Annotated in this window: 18 protein-coding genes; 13 read left to right on the top strand and 5 right to left on the bottom strand. The window is 34.6% G+C overall.

What is annotated here, in order from left to right; genetic code table 11:
- Positions 1–58 precede the first annotated feature (58 nt).
- Complete coding sequence (locus ACPWSR_RS01780; protein ID WP_426349984.1) at positions 59–814, top strand: SDR family NAD(P)-dependent oxidoreductase; 756 nt, start codon at positions 59–61, stop codon at positions 812–814.
- 81 nt (positions 815–895) lie between these two features.
- Here the strand turns inward: ACPWSR_RS01780 and ACPWSR_RS01775 are convergent, their stop codons facing one another.
- Positions 896–1,666, bottom strand: coding sequence for a helix-turn-helix transcriptional regulator (locus ACPWSR_RS01775; protein WP_426349983.1), 771 nt, complete (start codon positions 1,664–1,666; stop codon positions 896–898).
- Between the two features lie 250 nt (positions 1,667–1,916).
- Here ACPWSR_RS01775 and ACPWSR_RS01770 point away from each other — a divergent pair, with 250 nt between their 5' ends.
- The 8 genes from ACPWSR_RS01770 to ACPWSR_RS01735 all read left to right on the top strand — a co-directional run bounded on the left by ACPWSR_RS01770 (position 1,917) and on the right by ACPWSR_RS01735 (position 8,776).
- Complete coding sequence (locus ACPWSR_RS01770; protein ID WP_426349982.1) at positions 1,917–2,870, top strand: ABC transporter permease; 954 nt, start codon at positions 1,917–1,919, stop codon at positions 2,868–2,870.
- Positions 2,860–3,897, top strand: coding sequence for an iron chelate uptake ABC transporter family permease subunit (locus tag ACPWSR_RS01765; RefSeq protein WP_426349981.1), 1,038 nt, complete (start codon positions 2,860–2,862; stop codon positions 3,895–3,897). Before ACPWSR_RS01770 ends, ACPWSR_RS01765 begins: the two co-directional genes overlap by 11 nt.
- A complete protein-coding gene (locus ACPWSR_RS01760; RefSeq protein WP_426349980.1) occupies positions 3,894–4,652 on the top strand; it encodes an ABC transporter ATP-binding protein in 759 nt (252 codons plus the stop codon). The genes ACPWSR_RS01765 and ACPWSR_RS01760 overlap by 4 nt, the downstream gene beginning before the upstream one ends.
- Positions 4,653–4,690: 38 nt before the next feature.
- Positions 4,691–5,662, top strand: coding sequence for a siderophore ABC transporter substrate-binding protein (locus ACPWSR_RS01755; RefSeq protein ID WP_426349979.1), 972 nt, complete (start codon positions 4,691–4,693; stop codon positions 5,660–5,662).
- 205 nt (positions 5,663–5,867) lie between these two features.
- Positions 5,868–6,368, top strand: a complete 501-nt coding sequence (locus tag ACPWSR_RS01750) for a ribonuclease domain-containing protein (RefSeq protein WP_426349978.1) — start codon at positions 5,868–5,870, stop codon at positions 6,366–6,368.
- Between the two features lie 29 nt (positions 6,369–6,397).
- Positions 6,398–6,676, top strand: coding sequence for a barstar family protein (locus ACPWSR_RS01745; RefSeq protein WP_426349977.1), 279 nt, complete (start codon positions 6,398–6,400; stop codon positions 6,674–6,676).
- 86 nt (positions 6,677–6,762) lie between these two features.
- Entirely contained in the window at positions 6,763–7,161 is a 399-nt protein-coding gene (locus tag ACPWSR_RS01740; protein ID WP_426349976.1) for a PH domain-containing protein, read from the top strand.
- A gap of 256 nt (positions 7,162–7,417) precedes the next feature.
- Positions 7,418–8,776, top strand: coding sequence for an MATE family efflux transporter (locus tag ACPWSR_RS01735; protein WP_426349975.1), 1,359 nt, complete (start codon positions 7,418–7,420; stop codon positions 8,774–8,776).
- Between the two features lie 52 nt (positions 8,777–8,828).
- On the opposite strand, the gene ACPWSR_RS01730 is transcribed toward ACPWSR_RS01735, so the two are convergent.
- Both ACPWSR_RS01730 and ACPWSR_RS01725 read right to left on the bottom strand, forming a co-directional pair.
- A complete protein-coding gene (locus tag ACPWSR_RS01730) occupies positions 8,829–9,929 on the bottom strand; it encodes a lactonase family protein (protein ID WP_426349974.1) in 1,101 nt (366 codons plus the stop codon).
- A 142-nt stretch (positions 9,930–10,071) separates the two neighbouring features.
- Positions 10,072–10,386, bottom strand: coding sequence for a winged helix-turn-helix transcriptional regulator (locus ACPWSR_RS01725; RefSeq protein WP_426349973.1), 315 nt, complete (start codon positions 10,384–10,386; stop codon positions 10,072–10,074).
- 538 nt (positions 10,387–10,924) lie between these two features.
- Here ACPWSR_RS01725 and ACPWSR_RS01720 point away from each other — a divergent pair.
- The 4 genes from ACPWSR_RS01720 (at position 10,925) to ACPWSR_RS01705 (ending at position 14,071) form a co-directional block, all read left to right on the top strand.
- Positions 10,925–11,488 (top strand): phosphatase PAP2 family protein, encoded by a 564-nt coding sequence (locus ACPWSR_RS01720; RefSeq protein ID WP_426349972.1) that lies wholly within the window; start codon positions 10,925–10,927, stop codon positions 11,486–11,488.
- 42 nt (positions 11,489–11,530) lie between these two features.
- Positions 11,531–12,706 (top strand): beta-aspartyl-peptidase, encoded by a 1,176-nt coding sequence (gene iadA, locus ACPWSR_RS01715; RefSeq protein ID WP_426349971.1) that lies wholly within the window; start codon positions 11,531–11,533, stop codon positions 12,704–12,706.
- Between the two features lie 160 nt (positions 12,707–12,866).
- The gene (gene trxA / locus ACPWSR_RS01710; protein WP_426349970.1) at positions 12,867–13,181 is read left to right on the top strand and encodes a thioredoxin; all 315 of its coding nucleotides are present in this window, start codon (positions 12,867–12,869) and stop codon (positions 13,179–13,181) included.
- Between the two features lie 20 nt (positions 13,182–13,201).
- A complete protein-coding gene (locus ACPWSR_RS01705; RefSeq protein ID WP_426349969.1) occupies positions 13,202–14,071 on the top strand; it encodes an NAD(P)/FAD-dependent oxidoreductase in 870 nt (289 codons plus the stop codon).
- Between the two features lie 48 nt (positions 14,072–14,119).
- On the opposite strand, the gene ACPWSR_RS01700 is transcribed toward ACPWSR_RS01705, so the two are convergent.
- The gene (locus ACPWSR_RS01700; protein WP_426349968.1) at positions 14,120–14,743 is read right to left on the bottom strand and encodes a cell wall hydrolase; all 624 of its coding nucleotides are present in this window, start codon (positions 14,741–14,743) and stop codon (positions 14,120–14,122) included.
- Between the two features lie 94 nt (positions 14,744–14,837).
- On the bottom strand, positions 14,838–15,902 hold the full coding sequence (locus ACPWSR_RS01695; RefSeq protein WP_426349967.1) for a hypothetical protein: 1,065 nt from the start codon (positions 15,900–15,902) through the stop codon (positions 14,838–14,840).
- Positions 15,903–15,904 lie beyond the last annotated feature (2 nt).

Genomic DNA, 15,904 nt, shown 5'->3' with positions numbered 1-15,904 from the left:
ATATTAACAAATAGATTGTAAAAAATAACCATTAATAAAGAACAACAGGGGGTAAACTATGAGATTAAAGGATAGGGTTGCAATTGTTACAGGGGCTAGCTCTGGAATAGGTAGAGAAATAGCAATGCAGTATGCAAAAGAAGGAGCAAAGGTTATAGCCGTTGCAAGAAGGTTAGAAAGGCTTCAGGAATTAGTACGGGATGCTGAGGGACTCCTTGGTGAAATAATAGCTGTAAGGGGAGACGTATCAAGCCTCGAGGATATTAAAAATATGCATCAGAAGGCTTTGGATGCCTATGGAAGAGTTGATATATTAGTAAATAATGCGGGGATTCTCGATGAATTTGCTCCTGTTGCTGATGTAAGTGATGAGATGTGGGAAAAAATAATGAAGGTAAACCTCAATGGACCCTTCTATGCAATTAGAGAAGTTATACCTACAATGCTGAAACAAGAGAAGGGCTGTATTATAAACGTATCTTCCATTGGAGGTCTTTGTGGATACAAAGCTGGTGCAGCTTACACCTCATCTAAGCATGGACTTGAAGGACTATCTAAGAATACCGCTTTTTACTATGGAAATAAGAATATAAGATGCAACAGCATCTGTCCAGGAGGAGTTCAAACGGAAATTACTCAAAATGGAACATTCCATGAAGAGGGATATAAAAGAGCTATGTCTGGGACTTCCAACTGTATGGGCACGGGAATGCCTGATCAAATAGCCAATATTGCTGTTTTTCTTGCTTCTGATGAATCCAGCTTAGTAAACGGAGTGGCTATAACTGCTGATGGAGGATGGACCGCATATTAATAAGTAGCTAGTACATTTTTTTAGTATATAATAAATAATATAGGACGTGTTATAAGACTCATAACTTATAACATGTCCTATTTATATTCCTAGTGAATTTCTCTTATATTCTAAAGGTGTAGTTCCTGTAAGCTTTTTAAAGGTCATGTTGTAATAATTTTGATTATTAAAGCCTACATGAAGTGCTATGTCCAGAACAGAATAACCTTCCTTTAAGAGAAGCTCTTTGCTTTTATTTATTCTAATTTCATTTAAAAATTGAGAGACTGTCTTATTTACCTCTTTCTTAAATATACTGCAGAGATAGCATTTGTTAAGATTTAGATGATTTGATATATCATCAAGGGTTATGGTTTCCTTGTAATTCTCATACATGTAGTCTATTGCTTTTTTTATATAATTACTATAGTTAGCATTGTTATCTTCTATTTTTATAGAAGAAAGTTCAGTGCTTTTTTCTATGGTTTTAAGCAGATTAATTAAATTTGGTATATATTTATCTGGTTTATAGGGTATGCCAGGGCCAATAGTGGTCTCCGTGGAATAGGGACCTAATATGTATATACCTTTATCTAAGTTTCTTGGACAGGATAAAACCCCAGTGAAGCTTATGGCTTCCTCTACTACTATGGTTTCATAGGCAGAGATTCCAATAGATTTTGACAATTTTTCTTTAAGCTTTCTATATATATGATATTCATCTATAAGACAGGCAGAGTCCTCTGTGTACCCAAAAGAAGCTATAGGCCTTTGATTAGAAGCATAGAATCTTATAGGGATATGGGTGCAATGGTAAAAGCCTCTAGAGGTTTCCTCCATCTGTTTCTGATTTAAATATAGTTCAATTTGCAAATATATCCCTCCAAAGTAAATTCATTAATGTCTGATGAAGTGTTAGATTAACTTTTTATTAATATATATAAATATCTTTATAAAAAAACAAATATAGTTAAGATTTATTTAAAAATAACTGATAGAATACTCATTGAGAATAGAAATCATTATTAATCGGGTATAATTACCAATGAGATTTAATTATATCAATTTATGTGAATTTCGTCAAAGCTATAAACTGACGGAAATGGGAGCTTTAGGGGGACAAATGAAAAAACGATACTTGTTTATCACACTTATAATATTGAGCTTTCTTTCATTGTTTATCGGTGTTAGGGATATAAAGATTTGGGAGATTTTTAATTTTTCAAAGGGAAGCCTTCAGGTGATGATCTTAAGCAGAATACCAAGGCTTGTGAGCATAATAGTTGTTGGTATGAGTATGAGCATTAGTGGACTTATAATGCAGGCAATCAGCAGAAATAAGTTTGTATCTCCTACTACTGCAGCAACTAATGATTGGGCTAGGCTAGGTATTTTAGTTGCCATGCTGCTCTTTGGTTCAGCAAGCTATGTGGAAAAACTGCTTATAGCCTTTGCTTTTGCCTTAGGTGGAACCTTTTTATTTATGAAAATACTAAACAAAATAAAATATAAAAATGCAATATTTATTCCGTTACTTGGAATAATGCTGGGAAACATCATAAGCTCTGTTACTACCTTTTTTGCTTATAGATATGATATGGTTCAGAACATATCCTCCTGGCTTCAAGGGAATTTTGCATTAATTATTAAGGGAAGATATGAGCTCTTGTATCTTGGAATACCCTTAGTGGTAATAGCTTATATCTACAGCAATAAGTTTACTATTGCAGGTATGGGAGAGGAGTTTTCTGTGAACCTTGGTCTTAATTACAATAAAGTAGTTACCTTAGGGCTGGTGATTGTATCCTTAATCACCTCTGTAACGGTTCTTACTGTAGGTTCTATACCATTTTTAGGACTTATTATACCTAATATTGTTTCTCTATATAATGGAGATAATCTTAGAGAAAATATACCTCACACAGCACTGCTAGGAGCTGTTTTTGTACTAGCCTGTGATATATTGAGTAGAGTGCTTATCTATCCTTATGAGCTGACTATAGGGGTTGTGGTAGGCGTAATAGGAAGTGGAATATTTCTATATCTAATACTAAGGAGAAAAGAATATGCAGTATAATGGGACAGATGCTATTGAGATTACATCCAGGAAGAAAGTAGTGGTAAGAAAAAATCTTTTAAGTGGAGTACTTGATGATTCCAATAAGAGAATTATTGCTCTATTAGTAATTTTATCTGCCGCATGTTTATTAACCTTTCTGTTTATAGATATATCGCCTAAGAGCTTTGCTTTTAGTTTTCCAAGAAGAGTGAAAAAATTAATGGGTATGATTTTAACGGGAGGAGCGATATCCTTTTCTTCCGTAGCCTTTCAGACTATAACAAATAATAGAGTGCTGACACCAAGTGTATTGGGACTTGATTCTTTATATACTTTCATACAAACACTAATTGTGTTCTTTTTAGGGTCAACAAGCTTTGCAGCAGCAAACAAAAATATAAATTTCTTAATAAGCCTGGTGCTTATGGCGGCTTTTTCAGGAATATTGTATAAGCTCATGTTTAAAAGAGATGGACAGAATGTATACTTCCTTCTTTTAGTAGGAATGATATTTGGAACCTTCTTCTCAAGTCTTTCTTCTTTTATGCAGCTACTTATAGATCCAAATGAATTTTTAATAGTTCAGAATAAGATGTTTGCTAGCTTCAGTAATATAAATACTGAGCTCCTTACCATAGGTATGATAGTCGTAGCCTTAGTGATAGCTCTATCGCTTAAGGATATTAAATCCCTGGATGTATTATCCTTAGGGAAGGATAATGCTATTAATCTAGGAGTAGATTATCACCGAATGGTAAAAAAATATATGCTTATGGTATCGGTATTAGTAAGTGTTGCTACTGCTTTAGTAGGTCCTATAACCTTTTTGGGAATATTGGTTGTAAACCTGGCAAAGGAGCTCATGAAGACCTTCAGACATGAATATTGGTTTATAACAGCCTTCCTTTTAAGTGTTATAGCCATGGTAGGGGGTCAGCTCCTGGTAGAGAGAGTTTTCAGCTTCAATACAAGCCTTAGTGTAATCATTAATTTTATAGGAGGCAGCTATTTTGTTTATCTGCTGTTAAAGGAGAGTAAAAAATGATAAAGGTTAGAAATCTAATTAAAAGCTATGGTGAAAAAACCGTAGTGGATGACGTATCTTTAAACCTAGAAAAAGGAAAGCTTATTTCTTTTATTGGTTCCAATGGAGCAGGAAAGAGTACTGTTCTTTCTATGATTAGTAGGCTTATAAGTAAGAATGCTGGAGAGGTTTTTATAGAAGATCAGGAATTATCCCAGTGGAATAAAAATGAGCTTTCAAAAAAGATATCAATTTTAAGACAAGCTAATTACATGAATATAAGGTTAACTGTAAGAGAGCTTGTAAGCTTTGGAAGGTTTCCTTACTCTCAAGGAAGGCTTACCAAGGAAGATAAGAGAATGGTTGATAAAGCCTTAGATTATATGAATTTGAGACCTTTTGAAAATAGATATATAGATGAGCTTAGTGGTGGAGAAAGACAGATGGCCTTTATAGCCATGACCATTGCTCAGGATACTGAATATATATTTTTAGATGAACCATTAAATAATCTAGATATGAAGCATTCAGTAGAAATAATGAAGGTTCTTAGAAAGCTAGTGGATGAACTGAATAAAACAGTAATCATAGTAATTCATGATATTAATTTCGCCTCCTGCTACTCTGATTATATAGTAGCCCTTAAAAATGGCAGGATTATAAAAGAAGGTAATACTCATGAAATAATCAGGAGCAATGTCCTGAAGGATATTTATGATCTGGATATACAGATAGATTCTGTAGAAGGCAAACAGATCTGCAATTATTTTTCTTAAACTTTGTTGATAAAAAAATATTAAAAGAGGTGCACAAAATGAAAAAAACAATAATATCAGTTATTTCAGCAATTATGTTAGGAGCTATGGTAGTAGGCTGTGGAAATGGCAGTGCCAATTCCTCAGATGCTAATAAAGGAGCAGCGTCAGAAGCAGCAGCTTATGAAGCTGTTACAGTAAAGCATCAATTAGGAGAGGTAACAATAACAGAAAAACCAGAATCAGTAGTGGTTTTTGACCTTGGTGTTTTAGATATACTAGATACATTAGAGGTTGAGGTTGCAGGTGTTGTAAAATCTAGCCTTCCAGATTATCTATCAGCTTACAACGATGATAAATATGGAGATATAGGAGGCTTAAAGGAGCCTGATTTAGAAGGAATATATGAGCTTGAGCCAGATTTAATCATAATATCTGGTAGACAGGCAGATTTCTATGAGGATTTAAGTGAAATAGCCCCAACAATAAATGTTGCTTTAGATAATGCTAATTATATTGAATCAATTAAAAGTAATATTTCTACTTTAGCAGATATCTTCGAGGTTGAAGATAAGGCTAGTGAAGTAGTAGCTGAAATAGATACTAAGGTTGCTGAAGCTAGTGAAGCTATTAAGAGTGAAGCAGAGGGTAAAAAGGCTTTAGTTATCCTTGCTAATGATGGTAATATCAGTGCCTATGGACCTGGTTCAAGATTTGCTTTAGTTGATGCCCTTGGTTTCGAAGCAGTAGATGCTACCCTAGATAATTCTACTCATGGACAAGCTATTGGCTATGAATATATCAGTGAAAAGAATCCTGACTACTTATTTGTTATAGATAGAAGTGCAGCAATAGGAACTGAAGGAGCAAGCTCAGCTAAGCAGTCTCTTGAGAATGACTTAGTTAAGAGCACTAATGCCTATAAAGAAGGGAATATTATATACCTTGATGCCACCTATTGGTATCTTGCAGGTGGTGGAGTAAATTCTCTTCAAAGCATGATAGAAGAAGTTCATTCAGCAGTAAAATAATATTAGATAATCACAGACCTTTATATTTATTCTGTTAGTATAAAATAAAGAGCTTAGAAAAGAACCGAGCCCCCAAGACCTCGGTTCTTTTTATTTACTATGAATAGGGGGGGGTATTAAAGCTAATGGAATTGTTTTTTGTTTAAAATATTTGAATTTTAGAGTAATATTATTAGAGATAATATTATAAGGAGCTGAAGAATAAATGAGACATATTTTTAAAAAAATTATACCTATATTTTTGACCTTATTGATGACCTTAAGCTTAGTTGGTTGTTCTACGCTCTTTGAAGATTTTAGTGCTCTCATGGATGATGGCAGCAGTAGTATTTCCGATTATTCTGGGTCAGAGACTGACTCTTCTGTAGCTGAGGATGAGAGCTATGATGATTTTGAAAGTGTAGCACAATATATTAAGCTTTATAATAAGCTTCCATCGAACTTTATAACAAAAAAAGAAGCAAGAAGCCTTGGTTGGGATTCTGGTAGAGATCTGTGGGATTATGCAGAGGGTAAGAGCATCGGTGGTGATTACTTTGGAAATTATGAGGGGCTTCTGCCAGAAAAAGATGGTAGAGTTTGGTATGAGTGTGATATTAATTATAAGGGAGGCAGACGAGGAGCTGATAGGATAGTCTATTCTAATGATGGACTCATATATATGACTACAGACCATTATGAAAGCTTCACGGAATATACTGATTAAGATAAGCTTTATGATTAAGGAGGGTTATTTTGAAGGAAATAATAATTGAAGGAGCTTTAATAGATTCTAGAGAGGAGCTTCATAGGATATTCCAGGAGGCTTTAGGTATTTCGAATCATTATGGTAAAAATTTAGATGCTCTCTGGGATGTGCTTACAGGGGAGATTGATTTACCTATAAGAATTATATGGAGGGATTTTAACATAACTGAAAAGAATATTGGAGCCTATGCCGTTAAGACTTCAAAAGTTATTGAAAGAGCTTCTGAAATGCTAGTAAATAAAATTTTCTATACAATAGAAGAATAGTTATTTTTTACATATTATTAATAACCGATAATAACTCTTATATGATAAAATTTATTTAATAAATTGTATCTTATAGGAGGTTTTTTATGGCATTAAAACTTAGCAGGGAACTCATGGAAAATAGTTTGTCTAAATATCTGCAGGAGGGAGAAACAATTGATGTTCTTGTATATGCTCAAAAGATGAATTATTTTATGACCCTCCTTCATAAATATTATTTTTTAGCAATCACAAATAAAAGATTATTAATTATGAGAGTTACTGCCTTTTATAATGAAAAAGAATTCAAAGCGGTGAACCTAGAGGATATTAAAGGCTTTAAAACAAGCAAAAGTATTAATGGAAAAACTGTAACCATTGAAGGGAAGAATGGCAGAATTTTTAAGGGAACAGTTCCAAGCGTTATTCTCGGCTTCAGCGAGCAGAAGGAATCCGCTTTTACCTTTATGAATAAGCTTCAAGGATTAAATATTTATGCAGTATAATTTCGTTTTCTTAAGTAAATCTTAAGAAGGCTTGGGAAATATTTATATAGTAATAGTTAGAATATACACTTTTAGTGATCTAATTAAATTGTTTTATGTATATCCTATAAAAGGATAGCTGAAAAGCTAGTCCTTTTATAGGATATTTTATTTATGACTTTTTGTACGATAAGATAAGAAAAATATTTTTTCTTTAGATATAATTTGAATTAATGTATAATTTTATAAGGACTGATTTTTGAAAGGATATTTAAGAATGGATACAGTTAAAAGAAGATTTCTGATATTGGATGGAAATATATATAGAGTTATATTCATCTTAGCGCTTCCAATTATGGTGAATAATCTTATACAGACTGCCTATAACCTTGTGGATGGCTTATGGGTAAGTCGGTTAGGTCCTACAGAGTTTGCAGCAACCTCCTTTGTATGGCCGGTGAATTTTTTGTTTATTTCTCTAGGCTTGGGTATATCTATAGCAGGAACGGCTATAATATCACAGTTAATTGGAGCAGAAAAGATGAAGGAGGCTGGGGAATATGCTGTGCAAATGATTGCTATATCCTTTATTGCAGCAATAGTATTTGCAGTAATTGGATATATTTCATCACCTTTTGTTATTGCAGCCATGGGAGGAAAAGGAGAGTTAGCTTTTTATAGCAACATATATTTGAGAATAACATTTTTAGATATGCCATTTATGTTTTTATTTTTTAACTATAATTCTATAATGCAGGCCCAGGGAAATACCTTGTACCCAACGGTACTTAGTGGGATAAGTGCAATTTTAAACTGTGTTCTAGATCCTATATTTATATTTAATCTTAATATGGGAGTGGCGGGAGCGGCCTGGGCTACTCTTATCAGTAAAGCTCTTTTAGCCATGGCTGGTCTTTTTATGCTCTATAAAAAATCTGGAATAGTAAAGGTAAGCTTCAGAGGCTTTAGATTCAATAAAGAAATTGGTAAAAAGATAATTTCTATAGCAGTACCTTCTTCTTTAGGACAATCTGGCTCAGCTCTAGGCTTTATAATCTTAAATAGCTTTGTTGCATCCTATGGAACAGCAACTTTAGCGGCCTTTGGTATGGTTAACAGAATTACTAGCTTAATAATGCAGCCTGCATCTGGAATAGGCTCGGCTCTTACGTCTATTGTGGGACAAAACCTAGGGGCTGAACAGTTTTCTAGGGTAAAGGAAGCAGTAAAGAAATCAACTATTTCTGTTCTAGCTATATCACTATTAGGGCTTGCAGCCATGCTTATTTGGGATAGAGAGATTATTGAGTTCTTTATGCAATCTGGGGACGATGGTGGAGTAGTTCAGGAGGGTATTACTTTTCTTCAGTTCATCGCTTATTCTGCACCACTAATGGGGATTTTTAGTATTTTTCAGGGAATATTTCAAGGCTCAGGTCATACTAAATACTCCATGGCCATGGATGTTGGAAGGCTGTGGCTTATAAGGATACCTATGATATTAATATTTAAATATTTTACCTCTATAGGCTCTGAAGGAATATGGTTTTCCATGAGCTTTAGTAATCTTATAACCTGCATATATGGATTCATAATTTATAGGCAGAATAAATGGCAGGTGAGAGTTGTAAAATAAATAAGGCTCTGAAGTATAGGTCTCATAGATCTAGCTTCAGAGCATTTTGTTTTTATTCTTCCTCTATAAGATGTAAAAATTCTACTGATACAGGATTAGGGACCTCTATAGGGTCACTGATGGTTTTTAGGCTTCCATTTTCCTGATCTATGGAATATACTACGACACTACTGCTTTTTTCGTTAGCAGCTATAATAAACTTACCAGTAGGATCTATATTAAAATCTCTAGGACCATCTCCTAAGGTACTGTAAAAGCCTATCAGTGTTAGCTCACCATTTTCTTGATTTATAGAAAAGGCTGCCAAGGAGTTATCCCCTCTGTTGGATGCATAAAGGAATCTTCCATCAGGGGTTATTCTTATGGCTGCACCGGTATTCTCGCCTTTAAAATTTTCAGGAAGAGCACTGATGGTTTGAAGTGCATTAATTGAATATTTGTTACTATCATATTCTAGAAGTACAATCTCACAGGAAAGCTCTGTAAGCACATATATATATCTGCCATTGGGATGGAAGGCAAGATGTCTTGGACCACTTCCCCCAGGTAGACTTATAGATAGGCTTGGATTATGCTGTAGCTTTCCTGACTGGAAGTTAAAATCATAAGCTTCTATTCTATCTGTTCCTAGGTCTACAGCTAATAGAAATCTTTCATCAGGAGATAGAGCTGTGAAATGAACATGGGGAGCCTCCTGCCTTTCTTTATTTGGGCCTGAGCCCGTATGCTTTACTACCTCTGTAGGTATAGCTATACTGCCTTCATCGGTTATTGGGAAGATTGCAACAGTTCCTTCATGATAATTTGCGGAAAAGAGATATTTGCTGTTTTTATCAAGACTTACATGACAGGGAGACTTACCTATTAAGGTTTCAAAGTTAATGAGACTCAGTCTTCCATTATCAGAGTTTATGGCAAAGGCAGCAACACCGTTGCTTTCTAAGTCTTTCTCCTCTGGTGATTTTATTACAGAATATAAGTATTTATTTTCATTATCAATTACTGTATAGGTGGGGTTCTGAAGCTCTGCCCCTAAAGCTATATCCTGGATGGCTCCACTATTTAAATCAAATATAAAGGTATAAATTCCCTTGCTTTTTCCATGAGTATAAGTTCCTATATAGCCTCTTATAATAGAATTATTATTATCCATTAGAAACCTCCTGTTGTAAACAATATATATAAATTATACCTTATAAAAAAATCCTTGCTTTCTTTTCTATGATTGTTTAAATAATTTTAACCTCTTGTTCGAATGCTTCAATAAAGTAAAAAAAGCGACTAAGTCGCTTTTTTTACTTATCAATCCAATTTTCTGCCCATTTCTGTATATTATCCATGGAGGCTTTTAAATCACGGCCTTTATCTGAAAGAGAATACTCTATGCGAACGGGTATATCTGGATAAACACTTCTAACAACAATCTCTTCGGCTTCCAGCTCCTTAAAGCGTTCTGTAAGCATTCTATCACTTAATTCAGGAATTAATGCCTTTATATCTGAAAATCGTTTAGGACCATCCATTAGGGACTGAATTATGAGGCCATTCCACTTTTTTCCTAAGAGCTGAAAGGCCTTTTCAAATTTAGGACAAAGCTCCATTCTACTCATAACATATCACCTCTTTTAATTTATTTTATCACTAATTTAATAAAAGTAAATAAGTTAAGTAGGATTACTTACTAAAGGTAAGAGAGAAGAGCAGAGAATAGAGAAGAGAGAATAGAGAATAGAGAATAGAGAATAGAGGAGAGGAGCTAAGAACTAAAAGGTAAGAGATAAGAGTTGAAGAGAGAAGAGCAACTAAGAGGTAAAAGGTAAGAGGTAAGAGTTGGAAGAGCAGAGAAAAGAGAATAGAGAAAAGAAGTTAAGAGATAAGGGCTAAGAGGTAAGAGTTGAAAAGAGCAAAAGCAGTTAAGAAGTGAAAACTAAGAAGTATGAGAGACGAGTGAAGAGATGAAAGATAAGAGCAAAAGATTTAGAAGATAAGTGTATGATTGGATAGATATAATGAGATAGCTTATATTAAGGATGTGGAAAGTTGTAATGAGTGATAATTATAAATATAATGATTATTATATGATGTAGTATATGGCTGAAGGATGGCTGCGGTATTAATTGATTTTGTAGAAAATATGGAGGTGGTTACGTGCAGGATATTGTGAGATTTTTTAATGAATTAGATATAGATATTTTGAGAGGTATTCAGGAGATTTTCCAGAGTGATTTTATGGATAGGGCAATGCCTTTTATTACATCCTTAGGGGATAGTGGAATGATATGGATTGCTATATCTCTTATATTAATTATTACAAAGAGGTATAGGAAGGCTGGGATTGTAGCTTTGATGGCTCTATTAGTAACTACCTTTTTAGGAGAGGTTGTTATTAAAAATATAATACAAAGAGCTCGTCCTTTTGTAAATAATGAAGGGATAAAGCTGTTAATCCCTGAGCCCTCAAGCTTTTCCTTTCCGTCGGGACATACTGGCTCTTCCTTTGCTGCGGCTTCAGCCCTGGCAGCTAATATTAAAGGGTATGGCAAGTATTTCTTGATATTAGCGGCCTTGATTGCCTTTTCTAGGCTGTATTTAATGGTACATTATCCATCAGATATAGTAGGAGGTATTCTGTTAGGTGTTTTAAGCGCTAAGATTGCACAATTAATTTATAATAGAATAACAGATAGTAAAAATGAAAAAACTACCCTATAGGTTTAATAATTAATATCCTTGAGACAAGGAATGAGGTGAAATATGCTTAAGGTTATAAGGAATGCTGAGGTGTATGCTCCAGAATATTTAGGTGTAAAAACTGTTGTTATAGCTGGGGATAAAATTGAAGGATTATATGATGATTTAAAGGTGCCTGAGAATTTTATAGATATAGAAGTGATAGATGGTAAGGGACTTTTGTTGGTACCAGGCCTTATAGACAATCATGTACATATAACTGGAGGTGGAGGAGAAGGCGGCTTTGCTACAAGGACACCAGAAATCCAGCTATCACAAATTACCACAGCAGGTATAACTACTGTTATAGGCTGCTTGGGAACAGATAATGTTTGTAGAGAGCTCACCAGCCTCTATGCTAAGGCATGTGGACTTGAAGAAGAAGGAATTACTACTTATATATATTCAGGTAGCTACGAAATTCCCGTGAAGCCTTTAACTAGAAGTATTAAAGAGGATATCATGCTCATTGATAAGGTTATAGGTGTAGGAGAAATTGCCTTGTCTGATCATCGTTCCTCCCAGCCTACCTTTGAGGAATTTATAAGGACGGTGGCCTTAGCTAGAGTGGGAGGTATGCTTTCAGGGAAAAGCGGTGTAGTAAATATTCATTTAGGCACTGGAAAGAAGAAATTACAATATCTTTTTAAGCTCATGGAGGAAACAGAGCTTCCGGTGAAGCAGGTCCTCCCAACTCACTGTAACAGAGAAGGGAAGGTGTTTAGTGAAGCTGTTAAATTTGCTAAGCTGGGGGGGAATGTAGACCTCACCACCAGCTTTAATCCAGAGGATATGGAAGAAGGAGAGCTCAGGGCATCAGAAGCCTTACAGGAGCTTATAAGAGCTGGTGTTTCAGAGGATAATATCACCTTTTCCTCTGATGGTAATGGCAGCTTACCGACTTTTAATTCAGCTAATGAGATTGTAGGTCTTGGCATATGCTCTGTGGATTCTCTATTTAAGGAAGTGAGGGCTGCTGTTCAGGAATATAATATTCCCCTAGAAAAGGCTTTGAAGACTGTTACCACTAATCCAGCAAGAATATTTAAGCTGAAGCAAAAAGGTGCAATAGAAGCCGGAAAGGATGCAGATATTGTTCTCCTTCATAAAGAGGATTTGACTATAAATCAAGTTATAGCTAAAGGGAAAATTCATGTTAAGGCAGGAAAGGCTTTAATTAGGGGAGTCTATGAAAAGTGATTAATTTTTTATTAAGGATAATAAACTATTAGATTATTATAAGGATATATAATATACTAGCATTAATACCTCAGTCCATTGACAGGGGTTTTAATATACTATAATATAAAAATATGTTACCCCAGAGGGGTATGTTATATTTAAAAATGGAGGTTATATTATGTTGATTCATGTTGGAGATAATGACTTTGTGAATGAAGTAGAAAATTATAAAGGAGTTGCTTTAGTAGATTTTTGGGCTACCTGGTGTGGACCTTGTAAGATGATATCCCCTATTATAGAGGGTCTTGCAACTGAAATTCCAGAAGTAAAGTTTGCAAAGGTAGAGGTAGATGAAAATCCTCAAATCAGCAGCAAATATAGGATAACAAGCATACCTACCTTAATAATATTTAAGGATGGAGTAGTTGTAGATACAATAGTTGGATTTAGACCGAAGCATGAAATTGAGAAAATGATAAGACTTCATATATAATTAAACTAGGGGAGATTACTTTGGAAAGATATGACATTGGGATTATAGGAACTGGACCTGCGGGATTGTCTGCAGCAATAAACGGGAAGATAAGAAACAAAAATATCATAGTTTTTGGTCATGAGGATTTAAGTGCCAAGGTTACAAGAGCAGAAAAGATCAACAACTACTTGGGTTTTATTAATGTCTCCGGTAATGAGCTAAAGGACAGTTTTCAGGAGCATATAAGATCTATGAATATTGAAATAGTTCCTGAGAGAATTAATAATGTTTATGCCATGGGAGACTATTTTGCTCTTATGGTTAATGATGTTATCTATGAAGTTAAGACGGTTATTTTAGCTACAGGAATAGAATATACTAGACCCTTCCCAGGAGAAGAGGAATATATAGGCAGGGGTGTTGGTTATTGTGCTACCTGTGATGCTCCCTTATACAAAGGAAAGACCGTGGCTATAATTGGTTATAATAAAGAAGCCGAGGAAGAAGCTAATTATGTTAGCGAGCTTGCCTCAAAGCTTTATTACATACCCATGTATTCAGGTGATTTAAAGCTTGTTCCATCTATTGAGGTAATTAAAGATAAGCCTATGAAGATAGAGGGTGAAGATAGAGTTACTCACCTGGTATTGAAAAACCAAAAACTATCAGTTGACGGTATATTTGTGTTAAGGGATAGTATTTCTCCTGGTCAGCTAGTTCCTGGATTAAGGATTGAAGATAACCACATTGCAGTGGATAGATTAATGAGCACAAGTATTCCTGGTTGCTTTGCAGCAGGAGACTGTGTAGGAAAGCCATACCAGTATATAAAAGCAGCAGGAGAAGGGCTTATTGCGGCTATAAGTGCCAGCGCTTATCTAGATAAGCTTAAGAGAGAAAAGCTGTAGAATTACATGTTTAAATTAGAAATAGGAGAGAAATTATCTCTCCTATTTTTATTTTTTGAAGAATACGTGATTTCCAATGGTGATTTGATTTTCCTTGGCTGTGTTTATCATCCATGAAGAGGTAGAAGTTCTTGGATTATAGAAGAATAATGCCTCCCCAGTGGGGTCTATTCCCTGCAGCGCATCTCTCACTGCTTTATAGCAGCTTTCATCGGGAGTAGCAGAAATTTGCCCGTTTTTAACACAGGAAAATGCATTTTTTTGACATATTACTCCTTCAATAGTTGAGGGAAATTGTGGGTTCAGTGCGCGATTTAAGATTACAGATGCTACAGCTATTTTACCTTCATAGGGTTCTCCTCTACTCTCTCTGAATACTACCCTGCTCATCAGCTCTATGTCGTTATTAGAAACATAGACCTTGCGAGAAGAGGAAGCACAGGAGAAAACCTGCACTGTTTCATTAATTTCTTGGTATAGCTTAACAGAATCCTGAGAGCTCTCTTTAGTAGAGATTGTTGCTCTGTCTCCTTCACTATGGTTATAGTAGTCAATTTCAAGGGTGTTAGAGAAATCTGTTGTAAGAATCTTAGCCTCAGCCTTAGGTGTAAAACCCAGTGTTAGAGCAATTATAACTCCTTTTAGGATGAGTGCATAATTCTGTTTTTTCATAAAAAACCTCCTTTTAATTGCACTGCTATAAGATATATTCTCCTATTTTAAGTTTTTCATTCATTATGGCTAATTAATTCCATAGAAATTGGACTTATTTGTCTTTATAAGCAGCATATGTGAGTTCAAAAGTGTTAAGAGAAGACTGGAGATTCTTAAAGTCCTCCTGAGATCCTTCATAAAGCTCTTGAATATCTTGCTCCTTATATTTTCCTTTAACTTTACTTTCTTCATAAACAGCTTTTCTTAGATTTTGTATATAGTTGCTATATTTATAAAAGCAATTCTCAAGAGCCTTAAAAACATCTATGCTATCCTTGGGTATAGCTACATTATTTAAATCATGATACAGTGCTACAAAGGCTTCGCTGTCACGGTCGATTCCTGATAGTATTCCTTGAAAGCTTCCATTATCTTCTCTAACTCTTTGAAGAGGTTCCTTGTAATCAGTATTTAATTTTTTGAAATCCGATACGATACTATCTATAGAGAGTAAAAAATCATTTCTTTGAGAAACTAGAATATTAGTTTCTCTATTAAGCTTTATTATTTCATTAAGATAGGTAAGTGATAGGGAAAAAAATTCCTCACCCTTTTGAAGGTCTCCTATTTTCTTATTCTTAGCTGTAACTTCAGAATAATTTTCTAAGAAGGTGTTTTTATACTCTGTAAGTTGAGTGAAAGAAGCAGATATATCCTGTGCATCAGGATTTTCAAAGCAGAGGGCCAGCTGGTTTAAAAAATTAATGTTGTTATTTATTCCTTTTTCCAAGCTGTCAATATAGGTTCCTAATTCCTCCTCCTGGAGAGCCTGTCTTTTTGAAGGGGAATTAAGCTCTTCCTTTATCTCAGAGAGTCCTGAAACTGTAATGGGAATTATTTCAAGAGCTTTTTCAACATTGAAGGTTTCTTTGTCCACAGCGCTATAAAGGTTGTTGTTTAAGGTATGTATATTTTTCATGTAGCTGTCTAGACCATGATTATCTTCTTTAAAAAAGCTTAAAGTGATGCTTTTGTTATTAAGAGCCAGCACTAATACATAAATAAATAGGGCTATTAATATTGTTATAATAATATTATAGGACTTAATATATTCTTTGTATTTTTTACTATTGTTAGATTCTAGTGTACTTTTATTAGGATTTTCTTCACCGTTCATAA

Source organism: Alloiococcus sp. CFN-8 (assembly GCF_049943125.1).
Taxonomy (GTDB): Bacteria; Bacillota; Clostridia; order Clostridiales; family Clostridiaceae; genus JAEXZL01.
The sequence above is the reverse complement of the archived record's forward strand: the minus strand, read 5'-3'. Positions and strand labels throughout refer to the sequence as shown.

Excerpts from the sequence above, each read along its gene's own strand:
- ACPWSR_RS01780 (WP_426349984.1), top strand. The coding sequence starts at position 59 with ATGAGATTAAAGGATAGGGTTGCAATTGTTACAGGGGCTAGCTCTGGA.
- ACPWSR_RS01695 (WP_426349967.1), bottom strand. The coding sequence starts at position 15,902 with ATGAACGGTGAAGAAAATCCTAATAAAAGTACACTAGAATCTAACAAT.
- ACPWSR_RS01730 (WP_426349974.1), bottom strand. The coding sequence starts at position 9,929 with ATGGATAATAATAATTCTATTATAAGAGGCTATATAGGAACTTATACT.
- ACPWSR_RS01700 (WP_426349968.1), bottom strand. The coding sequence starts at position 14,743 with ATGAAAAAACAGAATTATGCACTCATCCTAAAAGGAGTTATAATTGCT.
- ACPWSR_RS01725 (WP_426349973.1), bottom strand. The coding sequence starts at position 10,386 with ATGAGTAGAATGGAGCTTTGTCCTAAATTTGAAAAGGCCTTTCAGCTC.
- ACPWSR_RS01740 (WP_426349976.1), top strand. The coding sequence starts at position 6,763 with ATGGCATTAAAACTTAGCAGGGAACTCATGGAAAATAGTTTGTCTAAA.
- ACPWSR_RS01750 (WP_426349978.1), top strand. The coding sequence starts at position 5,868 with ATGAGACATATTTTTAAAAAAATTATACCTATATTTTTGACCTTATTG.
- ACPWSR_RS01765 (WP_426349981.1), top strand. The coding sequence starts at position 2,860 with ATGCAGTATAATGGGACAGATGCTATTGAGATTACATCCAGGAAGAAA.
- ACPWSR_RS01735 (WP_426349975.1), top strand. The coding sequence starts at position 7,418 with ATGGATACAGTTAAAAGAAGATTTCTGATATTGGATGGAAATATATAT.
- iadA (WP_426349971.1), top strand. The coding sequence starts at position 11,531 with ATGCTTAAGGTTATAAGGAATGCTGAGGTGTATGCTCCAGAATATTTA.
- ACPWSR_RS01770 (WP_426349982.1), top strand. The coding sequence starts at position 1,917 with ATGAAAAAACGATACTTGTTTATCACACTTATAATATTGAGCTTTCTT.
- ACPWSR_RS01755 (WP_426349979.1), top strand. The coding sequence starts at position 4,691 with ATGAAAAAAACAATAATATCAGTTATTTCAGCAATTATGTTAGGAGCT.
- trxA (WP_426349970.1), top strand. The coding sequence starts at position 12,867 with ATGTTGATTCATGTTGGAGATAATGACTTTGTGAATGAAGTAGAAAAT.
- ACPWSR_RS01760 (WP_426349980.1), top strand. The coding sequence starts at position 3,894 with ATGATAAAGGTTAGAAATCTAATTAAAAGCTATGGTGAAAAAACCGTA.